The sequence below is a fragment of the Methanoplanus endosymbiosus genome (assembly GCF_024662215.1).
In the GTDB taxonomy this organism is placed as follows: domain Archaea; phylum Halobacteriota; class Methanomicrobia; order Methanomicrobiales; family Methanomicrobiaceae; genus Methanoplanus; species Methanoplanus endosymbiosus.
Window position 1 is genome coordinate 2,383,224 of record NZ_CP096115.1, and the last position, 25,239, is coordinate 2,408,462.

Below are 25,239 nucleotides of genomic sequence, written 5' to 3' on the forward strand. Positions count from 1 at the left end.
TTTCAGGAAATGTTTAAAGTACTGGAGATGGTGATTCTGTTTCTCCGGATATGTCTGATGAAGAAGAGGACATATTTGCCGCACCCCCAAAAGAGTGGGAGCAGGGCAGTTTTGGGCTGATGTCACAGGATTCGGAGGATGAGGAGTCCTTCACTGCTTCATTTGAAAGCGGTGGTGATGATGGTGATCTCTTTGCAATGCTCAAGTCAGATACCCAAAAGGCAGTAAATATTCAGGAGACCAGTCTTATCAGGGATATGAAAGATGTCCGGGTGTCAAGTGAGGAGCTTATCGAAGGACTTGAGTCATTGATGTTTTCCCTGGGAGGAGAGATCGAAAAGACAAATAGAGCAGGGAATAAAGAGAATAAAGAAGAGTTGTCTGCGGTGCTAAACCAGGGGTCAGAAGAAGAATGAAACAGGTGCCTGTAAAAATTGAATATGGGAATGGCTGGCATGCAATAAAGATCGGAATCTCCGAAAATGCTATCTCTTTTCCTGAACCGATAGGTAAAGAGATAAAGATCAAGGAAATAGATGATGTTGAAGAAAAAAGGAATATACTTATATTAAACACAAAGTCAGGAAATTCCTATAAAATTGCATCTATTCCAAAAGTTCTTCATATCCTGAAAAGAACTGTGATTATGGGCTGTACAGCGTACAGGCTTGTTGCATATTTTATGTCTCCGGCCGTAAGAGGCGGAGTTATGATAAGTTCTGCCAAATGGGATAAAGGTGCTATTGCAGTACTTAAGACATCTATCTGGTTTGTGGGTCGCGATAAGCAGCTCTCTATTCCTCTTGATGAAGTGTCAGGCATTGAAATTACAAAGAGGGAGGTTCAGGGAAAAGAGAGTGATGTTATACACATTGACCATATTGAGAACGGTGAGGTTGTAACCAGTTTTATTTTATGCCCTCTTACGACCCTGGAAATATTATATAATTATCTGAAGGATACAACCAAGGATCTCGATGTTTCAGCAGGTGAACTGGACTCTGTCTCAGGCCAGGTGGCTATGCTTGTGTATAGTGGAATGGATTCACATGCAATAGAGAAGATGGTGAATATCAGCCACAAACAGCTTGAATCGGTCTATGATAAACTGATCGAGAAGCAGATTGTTGATGTTGTACTTACAAGACGTGAGGTGAAACTGACTACCAAGGGAGTCAGGTTTGTGAATGAATCTGTTAAAACCTGATTTTTTCTCTTTTAAAAAATCCGGATATTAACTGTCACCCCGGTTATTTTAAATATATTGTTTCTGTAGTGTTATATGCAATTGTTTATCTGTATCGCTGCCGAGAAATAATCTTTCCTTATTTTGTATTTTATTTCTTATATCTTCACCTTTGTACTGGCTGTTTTTCATGACATTCGATACTCTTAATACCGATTGTAAGAGAATATTAAACGATTAACAATGGGAAGAATTCTTGTCGTGGACGATACGATGTTTATGAGAACATTATTAAAAAATATTCTTTTTTCAGGATCTCATGATATTGTAGGTGAGGCAGAAAACGGTGAGGAGGCCGTTGCTAAGTATAAGTCGCTGAAACCGGATCTTGTCACTATGGATGTCGTTATGCCCAAGATGAATGGAATTGAGGCTTTAAAGGCAATAATGGCAGAAGATCCAGGTGCCCGTGTCGTTATGTGCACTGCTGTCGGCCAGGAGCAGATGGTAAAGCTCGCCATAAAAACCGGTGCCAAGGGTTATATTGTAAAACCATTCCAGGCTCCAAAAGTTCTTGAAGAAGTAAATAATGTGCTAAGTTCCTGATTATATGATTAGAGTCCTTGTAATTGATGATTCCGTATTCATGCGTACAGTCTTATTAGACCTTTTAAAGCATGATTCCTCTATAGAGGTTGTAGGCACAGCAGAGGACGGGAAGGAGGCCCTCAAAAAGATTGAGGATCTGTCTCCTGATGTCATTACCCTTGATATTCAGATGCCGGTTATGAACGGTATAGAGGTTCTGGAAGAGCTTTCCTCTTATGAAAACCCGCCCAAAATACTGATGCTCAGTACCCTTACGTCAAGGGATGCAGAGCTGACAAAAAAAGGGCTTGATCTGGGAGCCGATGACTTCATGCTAAAGCCAAAGAATCTTGGAAAGGTCAGGGGCATTGAGCAGGAATTAATTACTAAAATAAAACATCTGATAACAATTCCTCCGGTCAGAAACAAACCTGTATCAAGGGGAATTCCGGCTGACAATATAGTACTTATCGGATCATCAGCGGGTGGCCCTCCAATGCTGGATTCCCTTGTCTCCTCATTAAAAGGTGACCTTAATGCGGCGGTTGTGATTACCCAGCATATGCCCGGAGGCTTTACAGCATCACTTGCAGAGAGGCTCAACAGGATCTCACAGCTCAATGTCAAGGAATCTGAGAATGGGGACATCCTGCATATCGGGAAGGTATATGTCTCAAAGGGTGGCTACCATACAATAATTTCTGCAAATCCGGATCACAGCGGCAGGATGAGTGGAAAGATTACACATTCAAAATCCCCTCCTGTACATGCGGTCCGGCCGGCTGTTGACAAAACCTTTGCCTCTGCGGCAAAGGTCTTTGGCTCAAGGACAGTCTCTGTTATACTCAGTGGTATGGGAAGTGACGGCGGAGAGGGCATGTCAGTCTTAAAAGAGAGCGGCGGCAGAACTGTTGTTGTAAAAGAGGAAGACTGCCTTGTTTACGGTATGGCAAGATCTGCACTTGAGAGGGACTGCGTTGACAGGGTTCTGCCTCTAAAATCAATACCACGCGAAATAATGAAATCAGTTGCCGCTCTGGAGTAATAATTATGACAGATGAAGAATCCTACAGAAAACTTTTTGTTGCAGAATCTCTTGAAAATCATGAGACTATAGTAAATAATATTCTTATTCTGGAAGAGGGTTCTGACGATACTGCAATAGATGAAATTTTCCGTTCTGCACATACTCTTAAGGGTATGTCTGCATCAATGGGATACTCTGAAATGGAACATCTCTGCCACAAAATGGAGGATGTCTTTCACTGTATAAGGTCCGGAGCTGTTGATATCTCCCCCGAACTCACTGATCTGCTTTTAGCATGTACTGACAGTATTGAGGAGATGATTGATGATGTTGAAAACGGCGGCGATACATCCACTTTTTCAACAGGTGATTTCATATCACAACTTGAGGATATCGAGAGCAGTGCTGAATCATGCAAACCGGAAGGTGTTTCAGCCGTAGGTCAGGGTTCTTTCTCTTCGGAGATTGATGCAATCCTTAACTCTGCCGGCCCCGGAGATTCTGATAAATCCGGTGATGAACCAAAAACTCCTGAACCTTCAGGAGAAAATGATTCTCCTGATGAATTTGACTCAGATCTTAAGGCAGATTATGATGAAGATTCATCCGTATCCAACAGGTACAGAATTGTTGCACGTCTGTCAGAAGACTGCAATATGATGGATGTCCGCTCGATGATAATCCTTCAGAATCTTGAGGATCTCGGCAGAATTATCTCAAGCAAACCAACAGCCGAAGAGCTGGATGAAGGTGTATGTAGTGACATATTTGAGATATGCATTGAGAGTGAGGACAGCGAAGAAGCGCTTTTAAGTGCGGCCAAAGTAACCGATGTCTCTGAAGTTGAGATATTTACCTCTGATAAGAACCCCGCAGCATCAAATCCGGTGTACAGGCTTGATATAATTATATCTCCTGAATGCACAATGAAGGACATCAGGGCAATGATAATCCTTCAGAACCTGGAGAAGGCAGGGGATATTATCTCTTCAAGGCCCACATATGAGGAGATCGATGCAGGCAGTATTGAGGATTTCTTCTCAGTCATAATAATGTCCGAAAAGCCCGGAGATGACCTGATACGGTTATCGTCCGGGCCGGATACCGCATCTGTAAAACTCTTCCGGACAGAAGGAACAGATTACTCTTTAGATAATTCCGGCTGGATTTTCGTATCCGAATCTCTATCCAAAACTCCGGAACAATCTAAAGAAGTCGTTTCTGGTAGTGAAGCTGCATCGGGCAGTGTACCGGATGCAGGCGGACCTGCTGAAGAGCCGGTAATGACTGATGTAACAGAGGATTCAAAGCCTGAACCGGATGTTAAAGTTCCGGATAAGAAAGAGAAGAACGGCAGGAAAAAGAAGGAAGTTAAAAATATCCGTGTTGATATCAGCCGCCTTGATCAGATGATGAATCTTGTTGAGGACCTTGTAATCAACGGCGGCCGCTTAAAGCAGATCTCAAAGGAGTATCAGATAAAAGAGATGGATGAAGCCCTGAGCATGGTCGGCAGGTCAATCTCAGATCTACAGAATCTGATGATGTATATCAGGATGATTCCTCTGAATCAGATATTCAACCGTTTTCCGAGGGTTGTAAGGGATGTGGCTCATCATGACGGAAAAGAGGTTGAGTTCATCATGACCGGCGGAGAGACTGAACTTGACCGCAGTGTCATTGACGGCCTTGGAGATCCTCTTCTTCATCTTATCAGGAACGGTGTCAACCACGGGATCGAAACTCCGGAGGAGAGGCTGAAAGCCGGAAAACCGGCAAAGGGTACTCTTACCCTGTCTGCCTGGCGTGATCAGGGCAATGTTATAATTGAGCTTGCTGATGACGGAGGCGGAATTCCGAGGGAGAAAGTCCTTAAAAAAGCAATAGAGAGAAACCTTATCTCACCTGAGGATGCAGAAGTGCTGCCTGATGAAGAAGTTCCCGGCTTTCTCTTTCAGGCAGGTTTTTCAACTGCGGAGCAGGTTACTGACATCAGTGGACGCGGTGTCGGCCTTGATGTTGTGAAGGGCGCAATAGAATCACTTAAAGGTTCGATAAAGGTCAGTTCAAAAGAGGGCAGGGGAACTTCATTCACACTTACGCTTCCGCCTACAATGGCTATTATTGAGGTTATGATGGTCAGAATCAATAAGAAGAGATGTGCCATACCAATAAATGCCGTTGTCGAGGTTGCGAAGATTGATCCCAGAAGAATTAACAGAATCGGCAGCACTGAGGCAGTACTTTTAAGGGATGAGGTGCTCCAGATAAGCCGCCTTAATGAGATGTTTGGTGTATGCGAAGATAGTGGTATAGTGGTTATTGTTCAGAATCATGGCACAAAGTCATGCATACCTGTTGATGTTGTTGAAGGGCAGCAGGAAGTAGTTGTTAAGCCTGTAAGCAATGTAATAGGTAACTGTCCGGGCGTTGGCGGAATTACTATCCCCGGAGATGGTGATGTGGTGCCGATTCTGGACGTGAATACAATGATAATAATGTAATTTGGAGAGATATTAATGCAGTTAACAGATAAACAGCTGGATGCAATGGCGGAACTTGGAAATATTGGTGCATCACATGCGGCGACATCACTCTCAACAATGTTGATGTCGCAGATAGATATGACAGTGCCTGAGGCAATTATGGTTGATATTGCCAATATTTCCGATTATTTCGGAGATGAGATATCCGCACTGGTTGTATTTGAGATTCAGGGCGAACTGCATCCCGGGGGATATGTGGTGCTTCACCTGCCAAGGGAGTCAGCAATACGTCTTACAAATACCATGCTTGGTTCTACCGATATGGAACGTGAACTGAATGAAATGGATGAGAGTGCCCTTCTTGAGGTGGGCAATATCATGGTTTCACAGTTCCTGGATGCAACAGCTACGCTTCTTGGAATTGTAATGCTTCCTTCCCCTCCGGCAATTGCCATTGATATGGCGCATGCAGCTTTTGCAAGCATAGTTGCACAGATTGCTGTCGATATAGATGAGATCATTCTCTTCAGAACCGAGTTGAAATCCGGGATGCATGATATTCAGAGTACAATAGTGATGCTTCCGGATACAAATACTCTCGATACCATCCTGAAATTACTGGATGAAGTGCTAAATCCACAGTTATAAATATCCAGGTTACAGTAATGACCGAACCTCGTAAACCTGAGATGAAGGGGCAGAATGTCGGTATTGGAGAATACTATACAGGTGATTTCGTAATGACCTCAATTGGTCTTGGATCGTGTGTAGCCTTAATTCTCCACGACAGAAGATGTAAGAAGGGAGCAGTAGCTCATGTCATGCTTCCGGAGAGCAACGGAAAGATGGAGAGACCCGGAAAGTTTGCCGATACAGCAGTGCCTGTTCTTTATGATGAACTGATTTCAGGCGGCAGCAATAAAAGGGATATTGTCGCAAAGATTGCCGGTGGTTCGAGCATGTTTAAGCATTTTAAAGGTAATCTTGATATTGGTTCAAGAAATGTTGCGGCTGTAAAATCTGCTCTCGAAAAGTATCATATTCCATTGGTTGAGGAAGATACAGGCGGTACTGTCGGGAGATCAGTAATTTATTATCCGGAAGATAACGGTAAGGTAATTATCCGAAAGGCAGATGGAAAATGCATAGAATTCTGAGTTCCCGTTCTTTATTTTACTGCATAATTATCTTAATATTATTTTTATCTGCTTCACCCGTCTCCGGTGAAGTTATTCAGTTCTGGCCCGGTTCTGATTCTGTAAGTACTGCTGACATCAGAGGTATGGCTGAAGACAGTAATCAGGTTCTTTATTTTGCAACTTCAAACGGACTTTCTGTATACGATAAGGCTGAATGGGAAATATTCCATGCAGAAAGGGTGCACGGTGGAGGAAACTCTGAGTCGGTGCCGTATGAGGATTATATCACTGATGTAGAATTTGATTCATCCGGAAATCTCTGGCTTGGATATTCTGATGCACTTCAGATATATGACGGATACAGCCGGCCGGTAACAATTTCCGCTCAGGATAAGTTTTTCGTCAGAAATGATGTCAATAAACTTGAATCAGCCGGAGAGGCTATTTTTGTTTCAACCGGAAGTTCGGGTCTGTACAGGTATTATGACGGTGGGTGGTTATGGTTTCAGCCGTACTCTGTGTCAGGGCCTGATGCGAACTTCATCATTGATATGGCGGCTGATTACAGGGATAATTCTCTGTATATTGTCTCACAGTACAGCGGAGCTTTTTTCCTTAACAATTCAACCGGAATAGCTCCCCACTTTGAAAAGACTGATGCCCGTCGTCTTCCGATGGGCTGCGAAGATGTGGTCTCAAATCCTCTGGGCGGAGTAATATTTTTTAACAGTTCTGAAGCAGTTGTGTGCTATGGAGGCGATGATGTCTATAATTATCTGGACCTTGGTATGCTGCCCTCCGGAGTAAGTAAGATTAATGACCTCGCAGTTCTTCATGACGGCAGGATCTCTGTCGCAACCGATTATGGCCTGGTTCTCCTCTATGACGGTGTCGTCGTGGATCATGTCACAAGGTCTGACGGCATTGCTGAGAATAATATAAAGAAAACTTTCCCGGATTCCTATGGGCGGGTCTGGTTTTCAACCAAGAGGACTGTGGGGTATTACTATTCGCCGATCTATACTGAAGTGTCATCGGCAGAACTGGTTCTTAACCGTGAGACTGATGCGGCACTGGCAGTGTCAGAGGAGAGAGATGTTTTTGTCAGTTCAGATGAATCAGACTCCGGAAATATGCCAAAAGGTTCAGATATGACAGATCCGGATGCTGTACGTATGCCGGAAACCAGTGATGTATATTCGGATAAGGGCATTATTGATATAATTATTGGGGTGTTATGGCCTTTTTAGCCGGGATTTTGATTGATTAACCTGTATTTGTAATGGTGTTTCTGCCCCATTGGGCACAGTCGTGTTTTTCGGTGATATGATGTCTGAAGCAGACAATGTCGGCTTAGATCTGATGAAAAACTAATCTATGCTTAAAAATGAGTGGCCATCATCACTTTTTCAGATAGTGCCGACCAGTGTCCACTGCTGTATCAGGGGTCTGATGGTCTTTAAAATGGTCATTTATGAACCTGCGGGTTCACAGATGGCAGATGAAACAAATGTTTCATAGGAGAGTTGTGACTGTTGTATATTGTCGAATAGGGAGGAAGTGTTACCACCTCCCCCCCTTCCAAGAACCAGTACTTGCAGCTTTCACCGCATACGGCTCACGCATTCCACTACCCGTTAGCGGGCGGCAGTGCAAAATAAGATAATTTAGTTTGGATCCATGGCGTTTGTCTTCTCATTCTCTCCTTTCTTTCGAGGAAATATTTCCTGTCAAGATAGGGATTAGCATTAAGCTTTGGGCAAGAATGTCTACGGATGGGAGCTTCCGAGAATTGTATTAACGTATTCTCTTCTGTTTTGAAAACCCATTTTCTTTTGCCTTCCACATGCCAATATTTACTTGCTACCCATTTGCGACCTTTGTTAGTGTGTCGACGTTTACCCCATTTCCAGGTTACTGTCCAGAGATAGTGATCTAATTTCTGGAAAGTTTCCTTGGCTGCATTATGACGATGATAATTTACCCAACCTCGTATGGTTGGATTTAATACCTTTATCAATTCCTCCTGAGACCATGCTCGGGCTTTTTTAACTTTAGTCCTAATTTTATCAGTAATTGACTTGATTGATTTCTCCGATGGTTTAATGAGGAGTTTTCCTTTATATTTCCGGAAATTGTACCCCAAAAAGTCAAAGCCATTGTTGATATGAGTAATCAACGTTTTCTCTTCCGATAATTCCAGGCCTCTTATTGCGAGGAATTCTTTTATTATCTCCTTTGCTTCTTTTGCGATTTCCTCTGTAGGTGCAGTGACCAGAAAGTCATCTGCATAGCGAATAAAGTGAACTTTCATATTTTGGAATTGTTCATCAAGAATATGTTCAATTCCATCGAGTGTCATATTCGCAAGAATTGGAGACACAAGGCCTCCTTGTGGAGTACCTTTATCTGTCGGAAAGAGAACATTATCAAAGACAAATCCCGATTTTAGGAACTGTGTAAGGATTGATTGATCCATAGGTATGTGTTCCTTAAGCCACACATGGTTAATATTATCAAAGCATCCCCGGATGTCTCCTTCCAGAATCCATATGGATGATGTCTTTCTTCCTAAGCACGTAAATGCATATTCTGATGCATCCTGTGCTGATCTGAAAAGTCTAAATCCAAATGAACGTGGGTCTGCTGTTGTTTCTGCGATTGGTTGTAGGGCCAATCCATAGAGAGCCTGCATTGCCCGATCATACATGGATGGAATTGAGATTGGTCGCTTTGTTTTCTTACCAGGTTTAGGGATATAAATACGTCGTAATGGTTTTGCACAGTAATTTTTGTCTGTGAGGCTCAGAACTGCCTGCATCTTTGCAGATGCTGAGTTCCAGATTTCTCCGTCTATGCCGGGTGTACGCTTACCTTTGTTCTGTGTAACAATTCGTACAGCCAGCAATTTTGCTGATCTTGAATGAGTTAACAGGTAAGAAAGACGTTTCACCAAATTCCAATTTTCTTCTTTTGTTGCCTTTGCAATCCGGATCTGTAGCCGGTTAACAGTGTCTCTTGTTTTGTCCCAGTCAATGGAGTTCCATTGCCGGGCAAGATCCCTGTCAGTATGTTTCTCGCAATTATGCGTCGTTGAATGACATACTTTCATAAGTTTACCTTCCTTCATTGCTTAGGAATACCTGTCCCACGTCAGCACCCTTTCAGGTCGAGGCAACAACCCCTATCCTGCCCGTTACGGCAGGCCTTAGCTTTTTAGGACATCCTGTTCCGTCTATACCATTTGTCGGTCTCACGACTTCCATACCCAAATTGGGAGTATATACGGATTACCAAGTTCCATAACATAGATAATATAGATGCTTTAGGAGCCATCTTTAGGCCGGGAACCATCTGTTCGTTTGTTATATTGTCAGCGTTTCCAACATAACCTGATTCCATACCATTTTGGTTCGGGCGTGTCAGTCTAAATACGCCTGTCTCAGTTTACGACCCATACGATGATTCAGCGTTTGCTTCTCCATGGCATCCTTTCTCTGGCAGATTGATCAGGTTAGACTCCTGATTTTCTCCACGTTGTCCCACAGGCTTCACACAATTCCGTTACCAGAAATGCATGCTGCGGTAGAGATATCCCAAACGAAATGGATAGCTTTACGCAATCTATGTTACAGCTTTTCTTGTCGCACACGCCTGAACTGAACACCTGTTCCGGTTAAGGCAGATTTACTGAATTACTCCTGAATTTTTATGACCTGCATTGAATAACGGTCAAGCGAATCAAAGAAGACGTTTTTTGCCGCTTTTTTTCTGTCATTGTCATCGGAGAAGATGTCCTTCATAAGATACTCAATAACTGCAAGGTAGAAATGCAGTGATTTAAATTTCTTTTTTATCAGTTTTAACTGCAAATCCGCTTCATTTTTCTCTTCTCTCATGATGTATATCGCAAGGTCATAGAGCTGAATTAAATAATGCGGTATCCCCTTTTCGAGTGCATCCTTCCTGTACTGGTTGTAGGTATTTTTGCTGTTTGAAAGCAGGGACAGTTTAATCCCGTAATATACAGGTTCAAGATTGTCCGGATTTTGCTGGATCATCTGCTTTACAATGCCTGAAGCACCCATTGCATCGCGTTTTTCCAGTTTGTAGTAGTAATATTCCCTCATGAAGTCAAGGTCATTGGTATATTTTTCAATGGCATATGATAATAGGTCTGATCTCTTTATCTCATTGCCGTCATTCTTTGCCTTGGCAATTCCGATCTTTAAAAACCATCTCTCTGAGGGAAACCATTCCAGAGCTTTATTTATCATAAGCCAGAATGCCTGGTCCATGATCTCGGTATCTCTTATATCGATCTGTTTTAATCTGTTTATCTCCGGCTGTGCCCTTGCAAGTTCAAGCAGAATCTCCCTTGATGCAAGTTCATACTGTGATGGCCTTCCTGCCGGATCGTTTATATTTTTTGATGATTTCTCTTCATCTTCGGAGAGTGCATAATAGCAGAATGCGATGTATATTCCTATTCTCGCATCGTACTTCCAGAGGTCCCCAAAATAACTGATAGCTTCCCAGTATTTTCCGACATCCATCAGTTTTATTCCGGAGAATACCTTTAGGGTTGATTTCTTTGTCTTTTTTCTCTTACAGCGGATTGCATTTCTTATAATCTTCTCAATAAACTCAGTTTTCTTTGCCTCTGCGCTCGATATCATTATCCTGTAGGCCACTGAATCTATAAAATCGTCATGGGTTGCATCATCAATGTCCGGAAAGGCATTTTCAAGTGCAGACATCACATGCCCAAAGAAAACAGGAAGGTTATTTGATATTTTTTCCGGATTGTTGTCAATGTAGAGGAAGAGATCTTTCTTTAGTGATTCAACTTTCTCATATCTGATAGCATCTGTAAGTTTCTCTCCCCTTGGCATAAATCAAAACCCTTTTCACTAAAAGTTTATTTTAACAGATAAAAAATTATGTTTTTGAGATTTCTGCGTAATAATACTCGCCGGCTGACCTCTGCTCACGGTCAAGGTAACTTCCGGGCTTGTTTATTCTTGGCCTTCCGGATTTGTCACGCCTGAATGTTACCTGCAATTCCTTCAGGAAGTGGTTCATTCCGTCTTTCATTGAGAAGGGGCCAAGTGCCCTGCCGTCAATGCCGGGGTTTCCGTCAAAGACTAACAGGCGTTCACTGATCATATCAATGACATAGATGTCGTGGTCAATTACTAATACACCTGACTCTGTGCTCTCGGCATGGCGCTTCAGCACTCTTGCAAGTTTCACACGCTGCTCTACGTCAAGGTGTGCACTCGGTTCGTCAAGGATATATATGTCAGCTTCCTGTGAGAGGCAGAGTGCAATTGCAACCCTCTGTAGTTCTCCGCCGGAGAGCTGATCAACACTATTCTGGAGGAGCGGCTCAAGGGTCAGCGGCTCTAAGATCTCATGTTTATAGAAGTTGGAATCAAACTTGCTGGTAGCTTTCCTAAGAAGCATCTCCACAGAATCTGTTGAGTCTGTCTTTACATACTGAGGTTTGTATGATACTTTTACTGTCTCTGAAATCTCTCCGGAATCAGGTTTTTCAGCACCGGCAAGCAGTTTTGCAAAGGTACTCTTTCCTATACCATTTGCGCCCACAACTCCGAGTACTTCACCATGCCGGATATCTCCGCCATTGATATTTAAGGTGAATTTGCCGTCATAACTCTTTTCCATTGCCGGAAATTTCATCAGAATCTCTCTTGGTGAGTCCCTTGTGTGTGACCTCGTCTCAAAGTCAACTGAGTACTGTCTGAATCTTACATTCTCCTCAGCAAGGAAACCTTCCAGATACTGGTTAATTCCGACCCTCACGCCCTTTGGCCTTGTGAGAATTCCAAATACGGATGGTTTACCATATCCTATGTGGATATTGTCAGCAAGCATGTCAAGTATCGCAAGGTCGTGCTCAACTATCATAACAGGTTTTTTCTCAGCAACTTCCCGTATGAGTTCCGCTGCCACCATTCTCTGATATATGTCAAGATAGGGAGTTATCTCATCAAGGAAGTAAAAATTTACATCCCTTGCGAGACATGCCGTAAGGGCAACTCTCTGCAGTTCTCCGCCGGAGAGCTGGGCAATCTCCCTGTCAAGTATTGGGTCAAGTTTCAGCCTGTCTGTCAGGTGATCCATTATGCCTCTCTCATCGGTGGATTTTAAGAGTTCGCTGACTTTTCCTTTGAATACTTTCGGGATAAAGTCAATGTACTGAGGTTTTACCGAGGCATTCACCTTTCCCTGTGATATGAGCTGAATATAGTCGAAGAGTTCAGTGCCTGCATAGTCGTCAAGGAATTTATCCCAGGTGGGTTCTTCATCAAAGGCTCCTCTGTTGGGGATTAGCTGACCTGACAGTATGCTTACAGCAGTACTCTTTCCTATACCATTGGCTCCGAGGATTCCCATGACCTTCCCCTCAGCCGGCATTGCCATACCATAAAGGGCAAAACCATTCTGCCCGTATCTGTGTGTCGGGTGTTCAAGCTCTTCAGGAAGTGTAATTATATCTATAGCTTCAAAGGGGCATTTTTTAACACATATTCCACACCCGACACAGAGTTCTTCGGATATTACTGCTTTGCCGTTTTCTCCGATAATTACTGTCTCATCGCCTGTTCTGACTCTTGGACAGTACAATATACATTCCTGTCCGCATTTTATAGGGTGGCACCTGTCTTTATGTACAACGGCAATTCGCATATTAATCAACTTGTAAATTTTTTATGAAAAATGTATTTTTAATTTATTGAGAGGAGAATTGTCCATGATATAAACCAGAAGGCAAATGCCATGAAACCCTGATAGAACCAGTCCTTTCCTCCAAGTTCAGAATAATCAATCTTTAATGCCATAAAGGCATGCTTCTGAAATACTATTCCTGCAAGAAGCAAAAGCCAGCCGAGTATTGCTTTTGGTTCACCTGCGGGTGATACAGGGTCACCTATGAATATATATGACAATACTCCGGTTATGATTCCCATGAAACATCCGACGCAGGTCCTTATCATGCGCTGCTGATGAGAAGCAACCTTCTCTTCGGCACTTTTGCTGCTTATTTTCTCTGTTATTGGGTCTGCAGAAATCTCCTCACTCATATAAACATCAGTCATTATTTTTTTGTCTTCAGACAATATGTAGTTTGGTATATAATGGCTGTTAAAAAAGGAATGAGCGGACTTGATCTCAAGGCTGTAATAAGCGAGCTGAATGATCTGATGCCGCTCTGGATTGGAAAGATATACCAATACAACCAGAATGCATTCGGATTCAGGCTTAACGGCGAGGAGAGGCAGAAATATAATTTCATTGCTGAGTCCGGAATCAGGGTTCATCTGACTGAAACACTTCCGAAATCACCGGAGAATCCTTCGGGGTATTCGATGTATCTCAGAAAATATCTCTCCGGCGGAAGAATACTTGAGATAAATCAGCCGGGAATCCAGAGGGTGCTTGATCTTACTATAGGTAAGAGTGAGAGCAGTTATCATCTCATCTTTGAATTTTTTGATGAGGGCAATGCAATACTCTGTGATTCTGAATATACGATTTTAAATGCGCTGAAGAGGCATAGGTTTAAGGATCGGGATATAATTGCGGGGGAGAAGTATGCTGTTACCGGAAAGGACATAACTGACTTTGACGTGGAATCTGCCGGAGCCGTTCTCGCTGAATCGGATAGGGATATTGTAAGAACGCTTGCTTCTTCATTCATGCTTGGGGGAAAGTATGCAGAGGAGATCTGCCGGATCTCCGGCATTCCCAAAGAAAGTCCTGCACCTGAGGCTGACCCTGCACAAATACTTGCGGCGTTTGACACTTTATCTGAAAATCTTGATTTAAGAAGAACTCCTGCCATCACAAAGAGTGGTTGCTGGCCGTTAATCTTTGAGGGCGAGATTCCGGACGATAAATTTGAGACCTACAACCAGGCACTGGACTCATATTTCGGCCTTTTGAAGATCTCTGAGGCTGAAGGGAAGAAAAAGCTTTCCAAGGCTGAAATTATCAGAAAAAGGCAGCAGGAAGCCATAGTTAAATTTGAGGAGAAAGTTGCCATTGCCAGTGATAAAGTTGAGATAATCTATGCAAATTACCAGACAATTGCAGATATAGTCAGGACCCTCTCAGATGCTTCAGAGAAGATGTCGTGGCAGGAGATTGAGAAGATACTGAAAAACGCCGATAATACAATGGCTAAGATGATAAAGCGGGTTTATCCTTCAGAGTCGGCTGTTGATATCCTCCTTGACGGAAAAACGATAAAACTCTATGCTGCTGAGAGTGTTGAGGGAAATGCCGGCAGGTACTACTCCGAGATTAAGAAGTTTAAGAAGAAGAAGGCCGGGGCACTCGTTGCTATGGAGAAATTTAAGCCACGGGAGAGGCCGGAGAAGAAGAGGACCGATATTAAATTCTTAAAGCCGAAGTGGTTTCATAAATTCAGGTGGTTTTACACATCTGACGATGTCCTTGTCATCGGCGGGCGTGATGCCGGTACAAATGAGGATATTGTGAAGAAATATCTTGAGGGTAAGGATACCTTCTTCCATGCTGACATCCACGGCGGAAGTGCAGTGGCCGTAAAGGGTGAGACTGGTTGTATGGATGAGGCGGCAGTATTTGCAGTCTCCTATTCCAATGCCTGGAAGTCCGGTTTTTACAGCGCTGATGTATATGCAGTGCCAAGGGATCAGGTGAGCAAGACTGCCGAGTCAGGTGAGTCATTAAAACGCGGTGCTTTTGTCATCAGAGGTGAGAGGAAATACTACAGAAATGTCTCACCCGGAATTTCAATCGGGCTTCAGACATCGCCGGAGTATGGTATTATTGGCGGGCCGTCTTCTGCCATTGAGAAGAGGAAAGGATATTTTGTGCGTATTCTCCCCGGCACGTACGAGCCGAATGATATCGCAAGGAAGATCCTTAAGGTCTTAAAGGAGAAGATTCCGGAGAGTGAACAGAAGAACCTGAAGAAGGTCTTAAACACCGAGAATATTGCGGCATTTGTCCCGCCCGGCGGGTCGGATATAGCGGAGTGATCAGTTGAAGTCTGAATTCTGCGGCCTTAAGAGAAATTTCGGGGAGATTAAACTCTTTCCGGAGACCCTTGACGACTTATGGCACTTAAAGCACCTGATAGCTCCGGGCGATCTCGTCTTTGCAACAACCTTCAGAAGTATTGACTCCGCCACTGACAAGGCACGGCCTGAGAAGACGGAGAAGAAGCCTGTGCGCCTTGGCATACGCATTGAGAAGGTTGAGTTCCATCAGAATTCCGGGCGGCTCAGAGCGGGCGGTTTGATTGAGCACGGCCCTGATACAGGCTTTCACCATTCCTTAAATCTGGAATCCGGGCATGAAATTTCGGTGATAAAAAACTGGACTTCCTATGATCTCGAAAGAATTGACAGGGCGGTTAAGGCATCCTCACTTGGTCTTATTCATATTCTGACAGTCGAGGAGGGTGAGGCAGAACTCTTCAGGCTGAGGCAGTTTGGCCCTGAGCAGGTTACTGCAATTCTTGGCGGGTCAGGCAAGCGTGAGGGTCTTGACAGCCGGAAGGAATTTTTCCTTGAGGTGTACGGTTTTCTGTCAGCAATTACCGGGCCGGTTGTTGTTGCAGGGCCCGGTTTTGTCAAGGATGATTTCATCTCCTTTCTGAAGTCAAAGGATGCTGAGCTTGCTGAGAGGTGCATCACTGCCGAGACGAGGCGTATAGGCAGGGGTGCCGTGCAGGAGGTTATCGGGCTTGGCATCACAGGCCGGATAAATGAGGACATTCAGCTTGCAAGGGAGGTTAAGGCCGTTGATGAGCTGTTAAAGAGGATTTCTACCGGAGGGGCCGTTGCGTACGGAGTATCTGAGGTCAGACAGGCTATTGACTACGGCGCTGTGGATGAGGTGCTTGTCTGCGACAGCCTGCTTCGGGACAATAACATATCGGCACTTCTTGAAACTGCTGAAAATATGAGGGCGGGTATAGTTGTTCTCTCGACTGAGTTTGAACCCGGAAGCCGTCTTGAAGCGCTTGGCGGCATTGCGGCTCTTCTAAGATTTAAAATATGAATCACTTTTTTCGCCGGAATTTCTGATATTTCCGGTGTAAAACATACCCGATATTCACTCTGTTCATTCACGATAAAAATCGGAAAAACTCTGATCAATTTCCTTAGAAGAGAACTTTTTTTACGAAAAAACCATGTGGTTTTTTGATAATTTGAATTTTGGTTTTAAAAAATATTTTTGCTGAAAATCCGGGTTTATTCTTCGGATGCTTCAGCTGTCTCTTCTTTAACTTCAGAAACTTCTGTTTCAGCTGCAACCTCTGTTGCCTCAGTTACTTCAGCAGTTTCTTCATTGTATATTTCTGGTTTCTTGAAGGACTCTTTGAGAATGACTTCCTCTACTCCTTCAACGTACTCAAAGATCTGGTATATTGCTGATCCCTTGCCGTACATGTAATTCTTGTCATATGTGGTTCCGGGCGGGAGTATTACTGTAAGAATTCCGTCTGCAAGGTCCATCTCCATATCTTTTCCGCAGAAGAGTTTGAAGAGTGCTGCTGCCTGATCCTTTGGCTCTTCGATTACACTCTCGATTGTGTAATTGTAAGTGATCGTTTTTCCGGCGAGCATGTGGTTGAAGTCAATCACTACGCGCTTTCCGACTACGTTTACAACAACTCCCTGTCTCTCTTCTGCCCGTACACGCATTCCGACTGTTGGTTTTTCCTTAAAGTCCTTTGTGAATGCTGAGCGGACGAGTTCCTGGTTTCTCTCTCCGTATGCTTTGTCAGGTGAGATTTCTATTGTGTACTCTGTTCCTGTCTCTTTGCCGATTAGATCTTCGTCAAGACCTGGGATGAGGTGGTTTCCGCCTACACGAACAACCATTGGCTCATAAATCTTCTCTTCTGAAAATGTTTTGTCTTCTTTTGCAACCTCTTCATAGGTTGTGTCAAAGATAATACCGTCGCTTTTGCCGGTATAACTGAGTCTGATGAAATCTCCTTCTTTGATTGTCATTTTACACCTGTCTATATTTATTAGCAACCGTACCTAATATAAGGTGACATAATGTTGTATGAGGTAGAGTCGAAAAACCGTGTGGAATCCATAGATGGCATTAAACAAATTCTTGAGATGAACAATGCAGGATATCTCGGTGTCAGCATGCAGGATGATATGTATTACAATTCCCTGATAAGGGACTATGCTAAGACTGATGAAGCTCTCAGGATTAGAAATACAGGTGAATCTGCGGAACTGACATACAAAGGGCCGAAGGTTAAAACTGCGGGTGTGAAAGCAAGGGAGGAGTATAATGTCACCATCTCGTCTGCCGTGGATATGGAGAAGATACTCACGAGAACCGGATTTTTCATATCAAGGGGTGTTCAGAAGAGAAGGGAGGAGTACTCATTCATGGGCGCGACTATTGCACTTGATATCGTTGAAGGGCTTGGACACTTTGTCGAGATAGAAATAATTTCGGAGGATAAGGACTCCGCTGCTTTGGAGATAAATAAAATCAAAGAATTTCTTGGAATTGACAGTGATAACATATCCACGTCATACCTTGAGATGATTATAAATAAAGAGGGTAATTTCTGAATATAGCCGGATATTTTTCAGTTATCTCCCGTGAAATATTCACATTCAATCACCTGAATGTTTCATCTGTTATCTGTGTGCAGGCAGAAATGCCGGTACATGGGTGACTTTTTTTGCAGAATATCTGCTTTTTTGTCCTTTAAAGGCTGTAGAGTTCAACCCTGATGTCTTTTGCATCCTCACCGAGTGTAATCATGGCGCATCTGCCGTCTGATGCAGGGCCTGGGTTTACAACGACGGTACCGTCAATCTCCTTAACGCCATGGTCATCATGGATATGCCCGCAGCATATCAGGTCATAATTTTTCATATGCTCTTTGAGAGCAGTACTTCCAACCGGATTTCCGCCTACATTATCCAGTGTACCAAAGGGCGGTGCGTGGGATATGAGAATATTGTGCACATTCTTTCTCATTCTCTTCTCGGCTGTAAAGAGAAGCTCCTCAATTTCCTCTTCCTGAAGTTCAAAGGGTGTGCAGAATGGTGTCGGGTTTGAACCTCCAAGGCCGACAAAAGTTATATTGCCGATATCAAGTGCATTGCCGTGCATTGAGACAGCAGAAGAATCCTCCAGCTGCTCCAGGATGTCTTTCGGGTCGCAGTTTCCGGGAACTACAAAACAGGGTACGTCAATTGATTCCAGCATGCCAATGGCCGGTTCTACAGGCCCCATCTCAGTCAGATCTCCTGAGATTAGGACAAAATCCGGGTCCAGTCCGAGGAATGCCTCCATCTTTCCGTAGTTGCCGTGCAGATCGGTCAATACGAGTATTTTCTTCATATTATCTGATCATTTCTCCTGATTAAAAAACCTTGACCCGCTCTCACTCCAGTACCCGGTGACTTTGCCGTTGAGAGAGAGTTTTCCGAGTGTTTTGTTTACATCCGGAATCAGAGGCGCAGGGTTTTTGTATTCAAAGGGCGTTCCTGCAAGAGGGGTGAAGTAGTGTGAATGAACCTTGCCGTATCTGCATACCCATTTTATCTGTTCAAGTGTTAGTACCTGATCCTCCTTCTCTTCGCCCGGAAGGCCAATTATGTAGTCCACAACCGGAGTAAACCCAAATTCACGGCATAGTTCAACTGCTGATATAACATCTTCGGCAGTATGTCCCCTCCTTATCTTCTTAAGCATTCTGTTGCTGCCCGACTGTGCGCCAAAATGGATCTTTTTATTGGAGCAGTAATCCGATATAAGTTCAAGAGACTTTTCTGTGACAAATTCCGGTCTCACCTCGCTTGGGAATGTTCCGAGATAGACATTCTGGTCCTTCCTGAATGAAGATAGGAGTTTTTCCAGTTTTTCATAGTCAGGTGATGTGCCGGTTTTTGAACCGTACGCAAGTGAGTTCGGGCTGATAAACCTGACATCCCTGTACCCTGATGCAGCTTTAACAATACAGCCAATGCTCCTGTGCCTGATGCTCTGCCCGAAGAGCCGTGGTGTCTGGCAGTAGGCGCAGCCATACGGACAGCCACGGCTTATCTCGACATAACCCTTAATCTTTGTAAAAGGTGGGTAGGCATCCGGAATTACACAGTAATCCTTCTCCCTGTAGCTGTCACCCGCTGCAACTCCTGCCGGCAGGGTTTTTGCCGGACTGTCGGGGTCAAGATACTTAAGCAGTGCCGGCAGGGAGTATTCTGCCTCTCCGACAACTACATAATCGGCAATCCCTGTGAATTTTTTATAGTCAGCACTCGGATGAGGGCCGCCGATGATGGTTATGCAGTCCGCATCCCGGATTTCACCTGAAAAATGGTCTGCATTTACAGAGTTTAAGCTGTACAGTGTTATATCATCTTCAGGTTTTTCAACCGGAATCAGATCATAACCTGCCAGTTCGCAGGCAGCATACAGTGCGGCATATGAATTTCCGGCCCATTTTATATTTCTCCAGTTGATCTTCATAACTTAAGCCTGATTTTTCCGGAATTAAGGAACAATTCTGTTTTAATTCAGTTATATAATAATATTCTGCATTTGTCAGTAATTTCCGGCATCCGGCAGACAATAATCTCCTATGAAACATTTGTTTCATCTGCCATCTATGAACCCGTAGGTTCGTGAATGACTATTTTAAAACCGGACTTATAACCGGACTGTACAGATAATTCTGATAACTCACGGAATTATCTCACAGCCGTTGTACTTCTCATAGTCAAAATCCCCCTCAGATATTATACCCTTCTCTGTCAGCTCTTTTATCTCCGGAATTTTGCTCTCAATACATTCTTTGAGATGTCTTACCGAACTTTTTACAATCTCTCTTCCCTCCACTGGCCAGGGTTTTATTATATTGGAATAGAGGCATCTTCCGCCGCAGAAATCCTTTATGTCACAGTCTGTACAGTCCCCTTTTATCTCTGATTTAAGAATGTCAGCGGGGTCTGTATCATAGATATTTCCGCAGTAATAGTCCTCAAGCCCGGCCATACAGGGACATGGTGCAATATTTCCGTCCGTTAAAATGGCGTAATTGTATATGCCGGCTCCGCATCTGATTGGATTTACCTGATTACCTTTCAGGATCTCCCCTGTTGTTGCAGCAAATGGGTACCACCTCATAAACTCGCCCTCTTTAAGTTTTCTGAGCCAGTAAGCGGTAAGTTTTGATATTCCCGGATTGTATGAATTGTCCATCCAGTCCTGAAATCCCGGTCTTAAACTGTAATCATACCAGAAATTTGCGTCAAGCTGCCAGTGGATGGAGTCAAACCTGAAGTTATCCTGGTTCTGAAGGTGAAGGACGGATTTGCAGATGTCTGTCCTTTCAGCAACCGTCATTCTTGCGATAATCTCTCCTTTAAATCCTCTCTCTCTTATATCCTTCAGATTTTCAGAGATCTTCCTGTACACTCCCCTGCCTCTGTATCCGTCTGTAGTCTCCTCATCGCCGTCTATTGATAGGAAGATGTATGATATTTTACTTAAATACTCATCTTTCAGCCGGTCAAGAAAGATTCCGTTTGTATAAATCAGAAAAGATGAATTTTCTGCCCTGTCCATAATCTCTTCAATCAGGTTTATCCTGAGAAGAGGCTCTCCTCCGTAGAAGAGAATACTGGCATTTTTGTCTTTGGACAGGAAATTACAGAGTGTCTCAATGCTGTATTCAATTTCCGGCGGCGTATCTGACATTTTAAAACTGTCATAGTCGCTGTCCGGAACAATGAATGCCTTATCCCTGCAGTATGTGCAGCAGAGGTTACACTCATCAGTTAAAATAAGATGATAATACAAGATAGCACCGCGAATTTTTTTACTCTTCGATAAAAATTATGCCTTTATCGCCGTCAACTTCTGCTGTCATGCCATCCTTTAGTACACTGATATCCTGTGAGGGTCTGTCCACCATCGGGATGTCGGCTATTATTGCACCTGTGGCAATTATCGTCTCTGCTTCGTTGTTTATGATTGCAGCCGGTGCTTTGCCATTTTTTTTCAGGGCATATACTATATATGATCCGACTGTGGAGCCTTTTCCGTAAGGGAAGATGAGCACTTTTCCGGCTATGGACCTGCCTTCAATTGCATGCCCTTTCTCCATAACCACTCCTGTCTCCGGATCAACCCCTGACAGGAATGAAATCGGGTCTTTACTTACAATAATCTCGCCTTTAGCTTTCCCTTTGGAAATACCCCTGCACTGGATTGTAAAAGACATATCTAATAAATGTTGTAAGATTAAGATATAAAGTAATCATGGATGAATCAGTCTGCAACAATTCCGGAGATAATTTTTCAAAACCGGGACTACAGGAACTAAATGAACAGTTGCAGGATTTAAGGGTTAAGCTTGATATCCTCAACAGGGAGATTAACAATCTCCAAAAGGAAAATACACTGCTGAAAAGGGAGAATGAGCAGTTAAAGCGCCCTCCCCTCTTTGTGGCAACTGTTATAGACATTCTTGACAGTGGTGAGGTTTATCTGCGCCAGCAGGGCAATAATCAGGAATATATTACGCAGGCCATTGATAGTCTAAATGGGCAGATAAAAGCCGGAATGAAGGTTGCTGTCAATAATGCGCTCTCTATTGTCAGGATTGTCGGCAATACCTTTGACACCCGCGTGCGTGTAATGGAGCTTGAAGAATCCCCGAATGTCAGTTTTGATATGATCGGGGGACTCAGGAATGAGATTGAGGAAGTCAGGGAGGCGGTGGAATACCCACTGACGCGCCCTGAAGTCTTTGAGAAGATAGGTGTTGAACCTCCGAAGGGAATTTTACTGTTCGGGCCTCCCGGAACAGGTAAGACAATGATTGCAAAGGCTGTGGCAAACCGTGCCAATGCCACCTTTATACGGATGTCCGGCAGTGAACTTGTCCATAAATTCATAGGTGAGGGTGCCCAGATGGTCAGGGATCTCTTCTTACTTGCAAGGGAGAGGTCGCCATCCATTGTATTCATAGATGAAATTGACTCCATCGGAAGCATGAGAACCCAGGACGGGACTTCAGGAAGTGCTGAGGTGCAGAGGACACTTATGCAGCTTTTAGCCGAGATGGACGGGTTTGACAACCGTGGCAATGTCAGGATAATGGCAGCCACCAACAGAGTGGATATGCTTGACCCGGCACTCCTCCGCCCCGGACGTTTTGACAGGATTCTTGAGGTGTCACTTCCGGATGAGACCGCCAGATATGACATCTTAAAGATCCACTCATCCAGAATGAATGTAAATGATGTATCACTTGACAAACTGGTTGACCTGACTGAGAATATGACCGGGGCTGAACTCCAGTCCATATGCCGTGAGGCAGGTATGAATGCTGTCAGGAACAATGCCGAATATGTAACATTTGATGACTTCATCTATTCCATTGACAAGGTCACTAAGAAGACCGGTTCAACGGATATAATGTATATGTGATTGGAATGAATCTTCTGCTCATTCAGAAGGAGGGTATAGATCTTTATCAGACCCTTCTTGCATCAGAGACGAGCAGGGACATTCTCAGATTTTACCGGCCGGAACGGGTGGATTGCGGTGTTATTATCCCAAACTCCACTCTTGGCGGCTCTTTATCCTTATTAGCTGAGATCAGGTGGTATATCCGGCGCTATGTCGTCTCTGTTCTCTTTGAAGTATCTCCTGATATATACTGCTCTGAAATTTTTGCAGGGGAGTTATATGGCAGAAATTTAAAGCTCAGTGATGCCAGTGAAAATGCAGGGCTTATAGGGATTAAGGACGGTTTTATCTATAGGAAAATGAGGATGGAAACTAATTCCAAAAAAGAGGACTACCCTGATTTCTGTGGGGGCTGTGACCGCGTTCTTGAGGTCAGATACAGCAGATCAGAGGATTAGTTTTGGACTTTTCAGGCGGAAGATCGTCTGCATCGTCAGTTGCCGGATTTCAGGCAAACATCACTCCGTCATTGGTGCTCTTCATGTGGTTCTTTATCTCGCTTCCCACTTTATCTGTCGCCTGGATGAAATCGTCCATTCCCACATGATCCTTCTCATTTCTCAGAGCAAACATACCGGCTTCAGTGCATATGGCTCTCAGTTCTGAACCGTTCATCCCCTCTGTAAGTTTTGATATATTTTCAAGCGACAGTTTATTTGATATATTCATCCCGTCTGTATGAATTTTTAGGATTGAAAGCCTTCCTTCGTAGTCAGGCAGGGGTATCTCAATAATCCGGTCAAAACGTCCGGGACGGAGGAGTGCCGGGTCAAGTATGTCAATCCTGTTGGTTGCACCGATAATTTTGACATCCCCTCTTGCCTCAAAGCCGTCAAGGTCAGCTAAGAGCTGCATGAGTGTTCTCTGGACTTCCCGGTCACCTGATGTTATTCCTTCTGTTCTGTGTGCGCCTACTGCGTCTATCTCATCTATGAATATTATTGACGGTGCTGATTTTCTTGCAAGTTCAAAAAGCTCCCTTACAAGCCTTGCGCCCTCTCCGATATATTTCTGGACCAGTTCAGAACCGACAACCCTCAGGAATTTTGCCTCGGTATGGTGTGCCACAGCCTTTGCAAGAAGGGTTTTTCCGGTCCCCGGAGGGCCGTACAGCAGCACACCTTTGGGCGGAGTAATTCCGATTCTGGCAAATATTTCCGGTTTTGTCAGAGGAAGTTCAACAGCTTCCCTAATCTCGGTTATCTGATATTCAAGTCCTCCCACGTCATCGTAGGTCTCCTCCGGAATATTACTTATTTCCATTCCATAGACCTGATTGTCAAAGGATTCCGGCAGAATATCAACTATTGTTAATGACTGCTGGTTTAGTGTACATCGTACACCCTGTTTTAAGTCCTTACTGTCTATAAAACCAGATGCACGCACCATGAATTTAGGCCCTGCGCTTGACTGGACGACATATCTGTTGTCGCCCGCAATGTCGGTAATTGTGCCGATTATCAGCGGCGGGCTTCTTAATTTTTCGACCTCCCCTTTCAGTTTCCGGATCTCGCGTTCAAACCTGATCTTCTGCGTCTCAATAAAGCGCTTCTCTGACTCAAGCTGCCTTAATTCCTCGCGAATTTCAAGGTTTCTCTTCTCAAGACCGGAAATCCTGTCAAGAAGGTACCTTGTTACATCCTCCTCATTCAGTGATTCAGATTTTTTTGTCTGGCTGTCTGCCATCCGTTTCCTCAAATAGGTATATAGGTTTTGTTTGATATATAGATGTTTAGATTTTTATGACAGAGTGTGAGGTTTGCGGAGAAACGATCCGGGGAAAACCCGTTCTCGTCCAGATTGGCGGTGCCAGAATGCGTGTGTGCAGTAAATGCTCTAAGCTTGGCACAGTTCTGGAGAGGCCTGGTGCAGAAGCACTGGCAAAGCAGGCCGGCAAAATTAAGTCTATAAGGCCGGGTGCTTCTTCAGGCACGTCAGCACCAAGGAGACGTCCCAGAGATGTCTTCGACATGATGGATGGTGATATTGTGGATGATTTCTCTTCAAGAGTCAGAGAGGGAAGGGAGGCGCTCGGCCTCTCTCAGAAGGAACTTGCCCTGAATATTAAAGAGAAGGAGGGCCTGATAAAGAAGATTGAGAAGGGAATGATTCCGGAAGACGGTGTCAGAAAGAAGATTGAGAATGCCCTTAATATTAAGCTCATTGAGTCCTCAGATACGGATGTCAGGTCTGAGAAATCCGGCCCTGTTACCCCGACTCTTGGCGATATGATGAAGCTTAAGAGATCAAAATAAGGGGGAA

The 25,239-nt window shown here is 44.0% G+C and carries 25 protein-coding genes; 15 read left to right on the top strand and 10 right to left on the bottom strand.

What is annotated here, in order from left to right:
• Window positions 1–50: 50 nt before the first annotated feature.
• The 9 genes from L6E24_RS10745 (at window position 51) to L6E24_RS10785 (ending at window position 7,947) form a co-directional block, all read left to right on the top strand.
• Window positions 51–416, top strand: a complete 366-nt coding sequence (locus L6E24_RS10745; protein WP_257741975.1) for a hypothetical protein — start codon at window positions 51–53, stop codon at window positions 414–416.
• Window positions 413–1,207 carry a DUF8579 domain-containing protein gene (locus L6E24_RS10750; protein WP_257741976.1) on the top strand — a complete coding sequence of 265 codons (795 nt, stop codon included), beginning with the start codon at window positions 413–415 and terminating at the stop codon, window positions 1,205–1,207. Before L6E24_RS10745 ends, L6E24_RS10750 begins: the two co-directional genes overlap by 4 nt.
• 222 nt (window positions 1,208–1,429) lie before the next feature.
• The gene (locus tag L6E24_RS10755; protein WP_257741977.1) at window positions 1,430–1,792 is read left to right on the top strand and encodes a response regulator; all 363 of its coding nucleotides are present in this window, start codon (window positions 1,430–1,432) and stop codon (window positions 1,790–1,792) included.
• Between the two features lie 4 nt (window positions 1,793–1,796).
• Complete coding sequence (cheB, locus tag L6E24_RS10760; RefSeq protein WP_257741978.1) at window positions 1,797–2,819, top strand: chemotaxis-specific protein-glutamate methyltransferase CheB; 1,023 nt, start codon at window positions 1,797–1,799, stop codon at window positions 2,817–2,819.
• Window positions 2,820–2,824: 5 nt separating this feature from the next.
• On the top strand, window positions 2,825–5,305 hold the full coding sequence (locus tag L6E24_RS10765) for a chemotaxis protein CheA (protein WP_257741979.1): 2,481 nt from the start codon (window positions 2,825–2,827) through the stop codon (window positions 5,303–5,305).
• A 15-nt stretch (window positions 5,306–5,320) separates the two neighbouring features.
• Window positions 5,321–5,935 (top strand): chemotaxis protein CheC, encoded by a 615-nt coding sequence (locus tag L6E24_RS10770; protein WP_257741980.1) that lies wholly within the window; start codon window positions 5,321–5,323, stop codon window positions 5,933–5,935.
• A 17-nt stretch (window positions 5,936–5,952) separates the two neighbouring features.
• Window positions 5,953–6,444 carry a chemotaxis protein CheD gene (locus L6E24_RS10775; RefSeq protein ID WP_257741981.1) on the top strand — a complete coding sequence of 164 codons (492 nt, stop codon included), beginning with the start codon at window positions 5,953–5,955 and terminating at the stop codon, window positions 6,442–6,444.
• 125 nt (window positions 6,445–6,569) lie between these two features.
• Window positions 6,570–7,676 carry a ligand-binding sensor domain-containing protein gene (locus L6E24_RS10780; protein ID WP_257741982.1) on the top strand — a complete coding sequence of 369 codons (1,107 nt, stop codon included), beginning with the start codon at window positions 6,570–6,572 and terminating at the stop codon, window positions 7,674–7,676.
• 127 nt (window positions 7,677–7,803) lie between these two features.
• Window positions 7,804–7,947, top strand: a complete 144-nt coding sequence (locus tag L6E24_RS10785; protein WP_257741983.1) for a hypothetical protein — start codon at window positions 7,804–7,806, stop codon at window positions 7,945–7,947.
• A gap of 109 nt (window positions 7,948–8,056) precedes the next feature.
• On the opposite strand, the gene ltrA is transcribed toward L6E24_RS10785, so the two are convergent.
• From ltrA to L6E24_RS10805, 4 genes are all read right to left on the bottom strand, one after another.
• Window positions 8,057–9,556, bottom strand: coding sequence for a group II intron reverse transcriptase/maturase (gene ltrA, locus L6E24_RS10790; protein WP_257741984.1), 1,500 nt, complete (start codon window positions 9,554–9,556; stop codon window positions 8,057–8,059).
• Window positions 9,557–10,121: 565 nt separating this feature from the next.
• Complete coding sequence (locus L6E24_RS10795) at window positions 10,122–11,321, bottom strand: hypothetical protein (RefSeq protein WP_257741985.1); 1,200 nt, start codon at window positions 11,319–11,321, stop codon at window positions 10,122–10,124.
• A 46-nt stretch (window positions 11,322–11,367) separates the two neighbouring features.
• Window positions 11,368–13,143: a ribosome biogenesis/translation initiation ATPase RLI gene (locus L6E24_RS10800; RefSeq protein ID WP_257741986.1), complete on the bottom strand. Its 1,776-nt coding sequence runs from the start codon at window positions 13,141–13,143 to the stop codon at window positions 11,368–11,370.
• A gap of 38 nt (window positions 13,144–13,181) precedes the next feature.
• Window positions 13,182–13,553, bottom strand: coding sequence for an EMC6-like membrane protein (locus L6E24_RS10805; protein ID WP_257741987.1), 372 nt, complete (start codon window positions 13,551–13,553; stop codon window positions 13,182–13,184).
• A gap of 39 nt (window positions 13,554–13,592) precedes the next feature.
• Here L6E24_RS10805 and rqcH point away from each other — a divergent pair, with 39 nt between their 5' ends.
• Window positions 13,593–15,482, top strand: coding sequence for a ribosome rescue protein RqcH (gene rqcH, locus L6E24_RS10810; protein ID WP_257741988.1), 1,890 nt, complete (start codon window positions 13,593–13,595; stop codon window positions 15,480–15,482).
• A 4-nt stretch (window positions 15,483–15,486) separates the two neighbouring features.
• Window positions 15,487–16,509 carry an mRNA surveillance protein pelota gene (locus tag L6E24_RS10815; RefSeq protein WP_257741989.1) on the top strand — a complete coding sequence of 341 codons (1,023 nt, stop codon included), beginning with the start codon at window positions 15,487–15,489 and terminating at the stop codon, window positions 16,507–16,509.
• Between the two features lie 194 nt (window positions 16,510–16,703).
• Here the strand turns inward: L6E24_RS10815 and L6E24_RS10820 are convergent, their stop codons facing one another.
• The gene (locus L6E24_RS10820; protein WP_257741990.1) at window positions 16,704–17,468 is read right to left on the bottom strand and encodes an FKBP-type peptidyl-prolyl cis-trans isomerase; all 765 of its coding nucleotides are present in this window, start codon (window positions 17,466–17,468) and stop codon (window positions 16,704–16,706) included.
• 51 nt (window positions 17,469–17,519) lie between these two features.
• On the opposite strand from L6E24_RS10820, the gene cyaB reads away from it, so the two are divergent.
• Entirely contained in the window at window positions 17,520–18,056 is a 537-nt protein-coding gene (gene cyaB / locus L6E24_RS10825) for a class IV adenylate cyclase (protein WP_257741991.1), read from the top strand.
• A 139-nt stretch (window positions 18,057–18,195) separates the two neighbouring features.
• Here cyaB and L6E24_RS10830 read toward each other — a convergent pair whose 3' ends face one another.
• The 4 genes from L6E24_RS10830 to L6E24_RS10845 form a co-directional block, all read right to left on the bottom strand.
• A complete protein-coding gene (locus tag L6E24_RS10830; RefSeq protein WP_257741992.1) occupies window positions 18,196–18,837 on the bottom strand; it encodes a metallophosphoesterase family protein in 642 nt (213 codons plus the stop codon).
• A gap of 9 nt (window positions 18,838–18,846) precedes the next feature.
• Entirely contained in the window at window positions 18,847–19,968 is a 1,122-nt protein-coding gene (locus L6E24_RS10835; RefSeq protein ID WP_257741993.1) for a TIGR04013 family B12-binding domain/radical SAM domain-containing protein, read from the bottom strand.
• A 213-nt stretch (window positions 19,969–20,181) separates the two neighbouring features.
• Complete coding sequence (locus L6E24_RS10840) at window positions 20,182–21,300, bottom strand: TIGR04084 family radical SAM/SPASM domain-containing protein (protein ID WP_257741994.1); 1,119 nt, start codon at window positions 21,298–21,300, stop codon at window positions 20,182–20,184.
• A 19-nt stretch (window positions 21,301–21,319) separates the two neighbouring features.
• Window positions 21,320–21,724 carry a DUF126 domain-containing protein gene (locus tag L6E24_RS10845; protein ID WP_257741995.1) on the bottom strand — a complete coding sequence of 135 codons (405 nt, stop codon included), beginning with the start codon at window positions 21,722–21,724 and terminating at the stop codon, window positions 21,320–21,322.
• 38 nt (window positions 21,725–21,762) lie between these two features.
• Here L6E24_RS10845 and L6E24_RS10850 point away from each other — a divergent pair, with 38 nt between their 5' ends.
• Together L6E24_RS10850 and L6E24_RS10855 are read left to right on the top strand one after the other, a co-directional pair.
• Window positions 21,763–22,935: a proteasome-activating nucleotidase gene (locus L6E24_RS10850; RefSeq protein WP_257741996.1), complete on the top strand. Its 1,173-nt coding sequence runs from the start codon at window positions 21,763–21,765 to the stop codon at window positions 22,933–22,935.
• 5 nt (window positions 22,936–22,940) lie between these two features.
• Window positions 22,941–23,375 (top strand): DUF5804 family protein, encoded by a 435-nt coding sequence (locus L6E24_RS10855; protein ID WP_257744020.1) that lies wholly within the window; start codon window positions 22,941–22,943, stop codon window positions 23,373–23,375.
• Window positions 23,376–23,424: 49 nt separating this feature from the next.
• Here the strand turns inward: L6E24_RS10855 and L6E24_RS10860 are convergent, their stop codons facing one another.
• Window positions 23,425–24,663 (bottom strand): proteasome-activating nucleotidase, encoded by a 1,239-nt coding sequence (locus L6E24_RS10860; protein WP_257741997.1) that lies wholly within the window; start codon window positions 24,661–24,663, stop codon window positions 23,425–23,427.
• Window positions 24,664–24,719: 56 nt separating this feature from the next.
• Here L6E24_RS10860 and L6E24_RS10865 point away from each other — a divergent pair, with 56 nt between their 5' ends.
• On the top strand, window positions 24,720–25,232 hold the full coding sequence (locus L6E24_RS10865) for a multiprotein bridging factor aMBF1 (protein WP_257741998.1): 513 nt from the start codon (window positions 24,720–24,722) through the stop codon (window positions 25,230–25,232).
• The last annotated feature ends 7 nt before the right edge of the window (window positions 25,233–25,239 follow it).

Excerpts from the sequence above, each read along its gene's own strand:
- L6E24_RS10835 (WP_257741993.1), bottom strand. The coding sequence starts at position 19,968 with ATGAAGATCAACTGGAGAAATATAAAATGGGCCGGAAATTCATATGCC.
- L6E24_RS10845 (WP_257741995.1), bottom strand. The coding sequence starts at position 21,724 with ATGTCTTTTACAATCCAGTGCAGGGGTATTTCCAAAGGGAAAGCTAAA.
- cyaB (WP_257741991.1), top strand. The coding sequence starts at position 17,520 with ATGTTGTATGAGGTAGAGTCGAAAAACCGTGTGGAATCCATAGATGGC.
- L6E24_RS10765 (WP_257741979.1), top strand. The coding sequence starts at position 2,825 with ATGACAGATGAAGAATCCTACAGAAAACTTTTTGTTGCAGAATCTCTT.
- L6E24_RS10775 (WP_257741981.1), top strand. The coding sequence starts at position 5,953 with ATGACCGAACCTCGTAAACCTGAGATGAAGGGGCAGAATGTCGGTATT.
- L6E24_RS10745 (WP_257741975.1), top strand. The coding sequence starts at position 51 with ATGTCTGATGAAGAAGAGGACATATTTGCCGCACCCCCAAAAGAGTGG.
- L6E24_RS10780 (WP_257741982.1), top strand. The coding sequence starts at position 6,570 with ATGGCTGAAGACAGTAATCAGGTTCTTTATTTTGCAACTTCAAACGGA.
- L6E24_RS10830 (WP_257741992.1), bottom strand. The coding sequence starts at position 18,837 with ATGAAGAAAATACTCGTATTGACCGATCTGCACGGCAACTACGGAAAG.
- L6E24_RS10785 (WP_257741983.1), top strand. The coding sequence starts at position 7,804 with ATGCTTAAAAATGAGTGGCCATCATCACTTTTTCAGATAGTGCCGACC.
- L6E24_RS10795 (WP_257741985.1), bottom strand. The coding sequence starts at position 11,321 with ATGCCAAGGGGAGAGAAACTTACAGATGCTATCAGATATGAGAAAGTT.
- L6E24_RS10800 (WP_257741986.1), bottom strand. The coding sequence starts at position 13,143 with ATGCGAATTGCCGTTGTACATAAAGACAGGTGCCACCCTATAAAATGC.
- L6E24_RS10855 (WP_257744020.1), top strand. The coding sequence starts at position 22,941 with ATGAATCTTCTGCTCATTCAGAAGGAGGGTATAGATCTTTATCAGACC.
- L6E24_RS10860 (WP_257741997.1), bottom strand. The coding sequence starts at position 24,663 with ATGGCAGACAGCCAGACAAAAAAATCTGAATCACTGAATGAGGAGGAT.
- L6E24_RS10865 (WP_257741998.1), top strand. The coding sequence starts at position 24,720 with ATGACAGAGTGTGAGGTTTGCGGAGAAACGATCCGGGGAAAACCCGTT.
- L6E24_RS10770 (WP_257741980.1), top strand. The coding sequence starts at position 5,321 with ATGCAGTTAACAGATAAACAGCTGGATGCAATGGCGGAACTTGGAAAT.
- L6E24_RS10850 (WP_257741996.1), top strand. The coding sequence starts at position 21,763 with ATGGATGAATCAGTCTGCAACAATTCCGGAGATAATTTTTCAAAACCG.
- rqcH (WP_257741988.1), top strand. The coding sequence starts at position 13,593 with ATGGCTGTTAAAAAAGGAATGAGCGGACTTGATCTCAAGGCTGTAATA.
- ltrA (WP_257741984.1), bottom strand. The coding sequence starts at position 9,556 with ATGAAGGAAGGTAAACTTATGAAAGTATGTCATTCAACGACGCATAAT.
- cheB (WP_257741978.1), top strand. The coding sequence starts at position 1,797 with ATGATTAGAGTCCTTGTAATTGATGATTCCGTATTCATGCGTACAGTC.
- L6E24_RS10820 (WP_257741990.1), bottom strand. The coding sequence starts at position 17,468 with ATGACAATCAAAGAAGGAGATTTCATCAGACTCAGTTATACCGGCAAA.
- L6E24_RS10805 (WP_257741987.1), bottom strand. The coding sequence starts at position 13,553 with ATGACTGATGTTTATATGAGTGAGGAGATTTCTGCAGACCCAATAACA.
- L6E24_RS10755 (WP_257741977.1), top strand. The coding sequence starts at position 1,430 with ATGGGAAGAATTCTTGTCGTGGACGATACGATGTTTATGAGAACATTA.
- L6E24_RS10750 (WP_257741976.1), top strand. The coding sequence starts at position 413 with ATGAAACAGGTGCCTGTAAAAATTGAATATGGGAATGGCTGGCATGCA.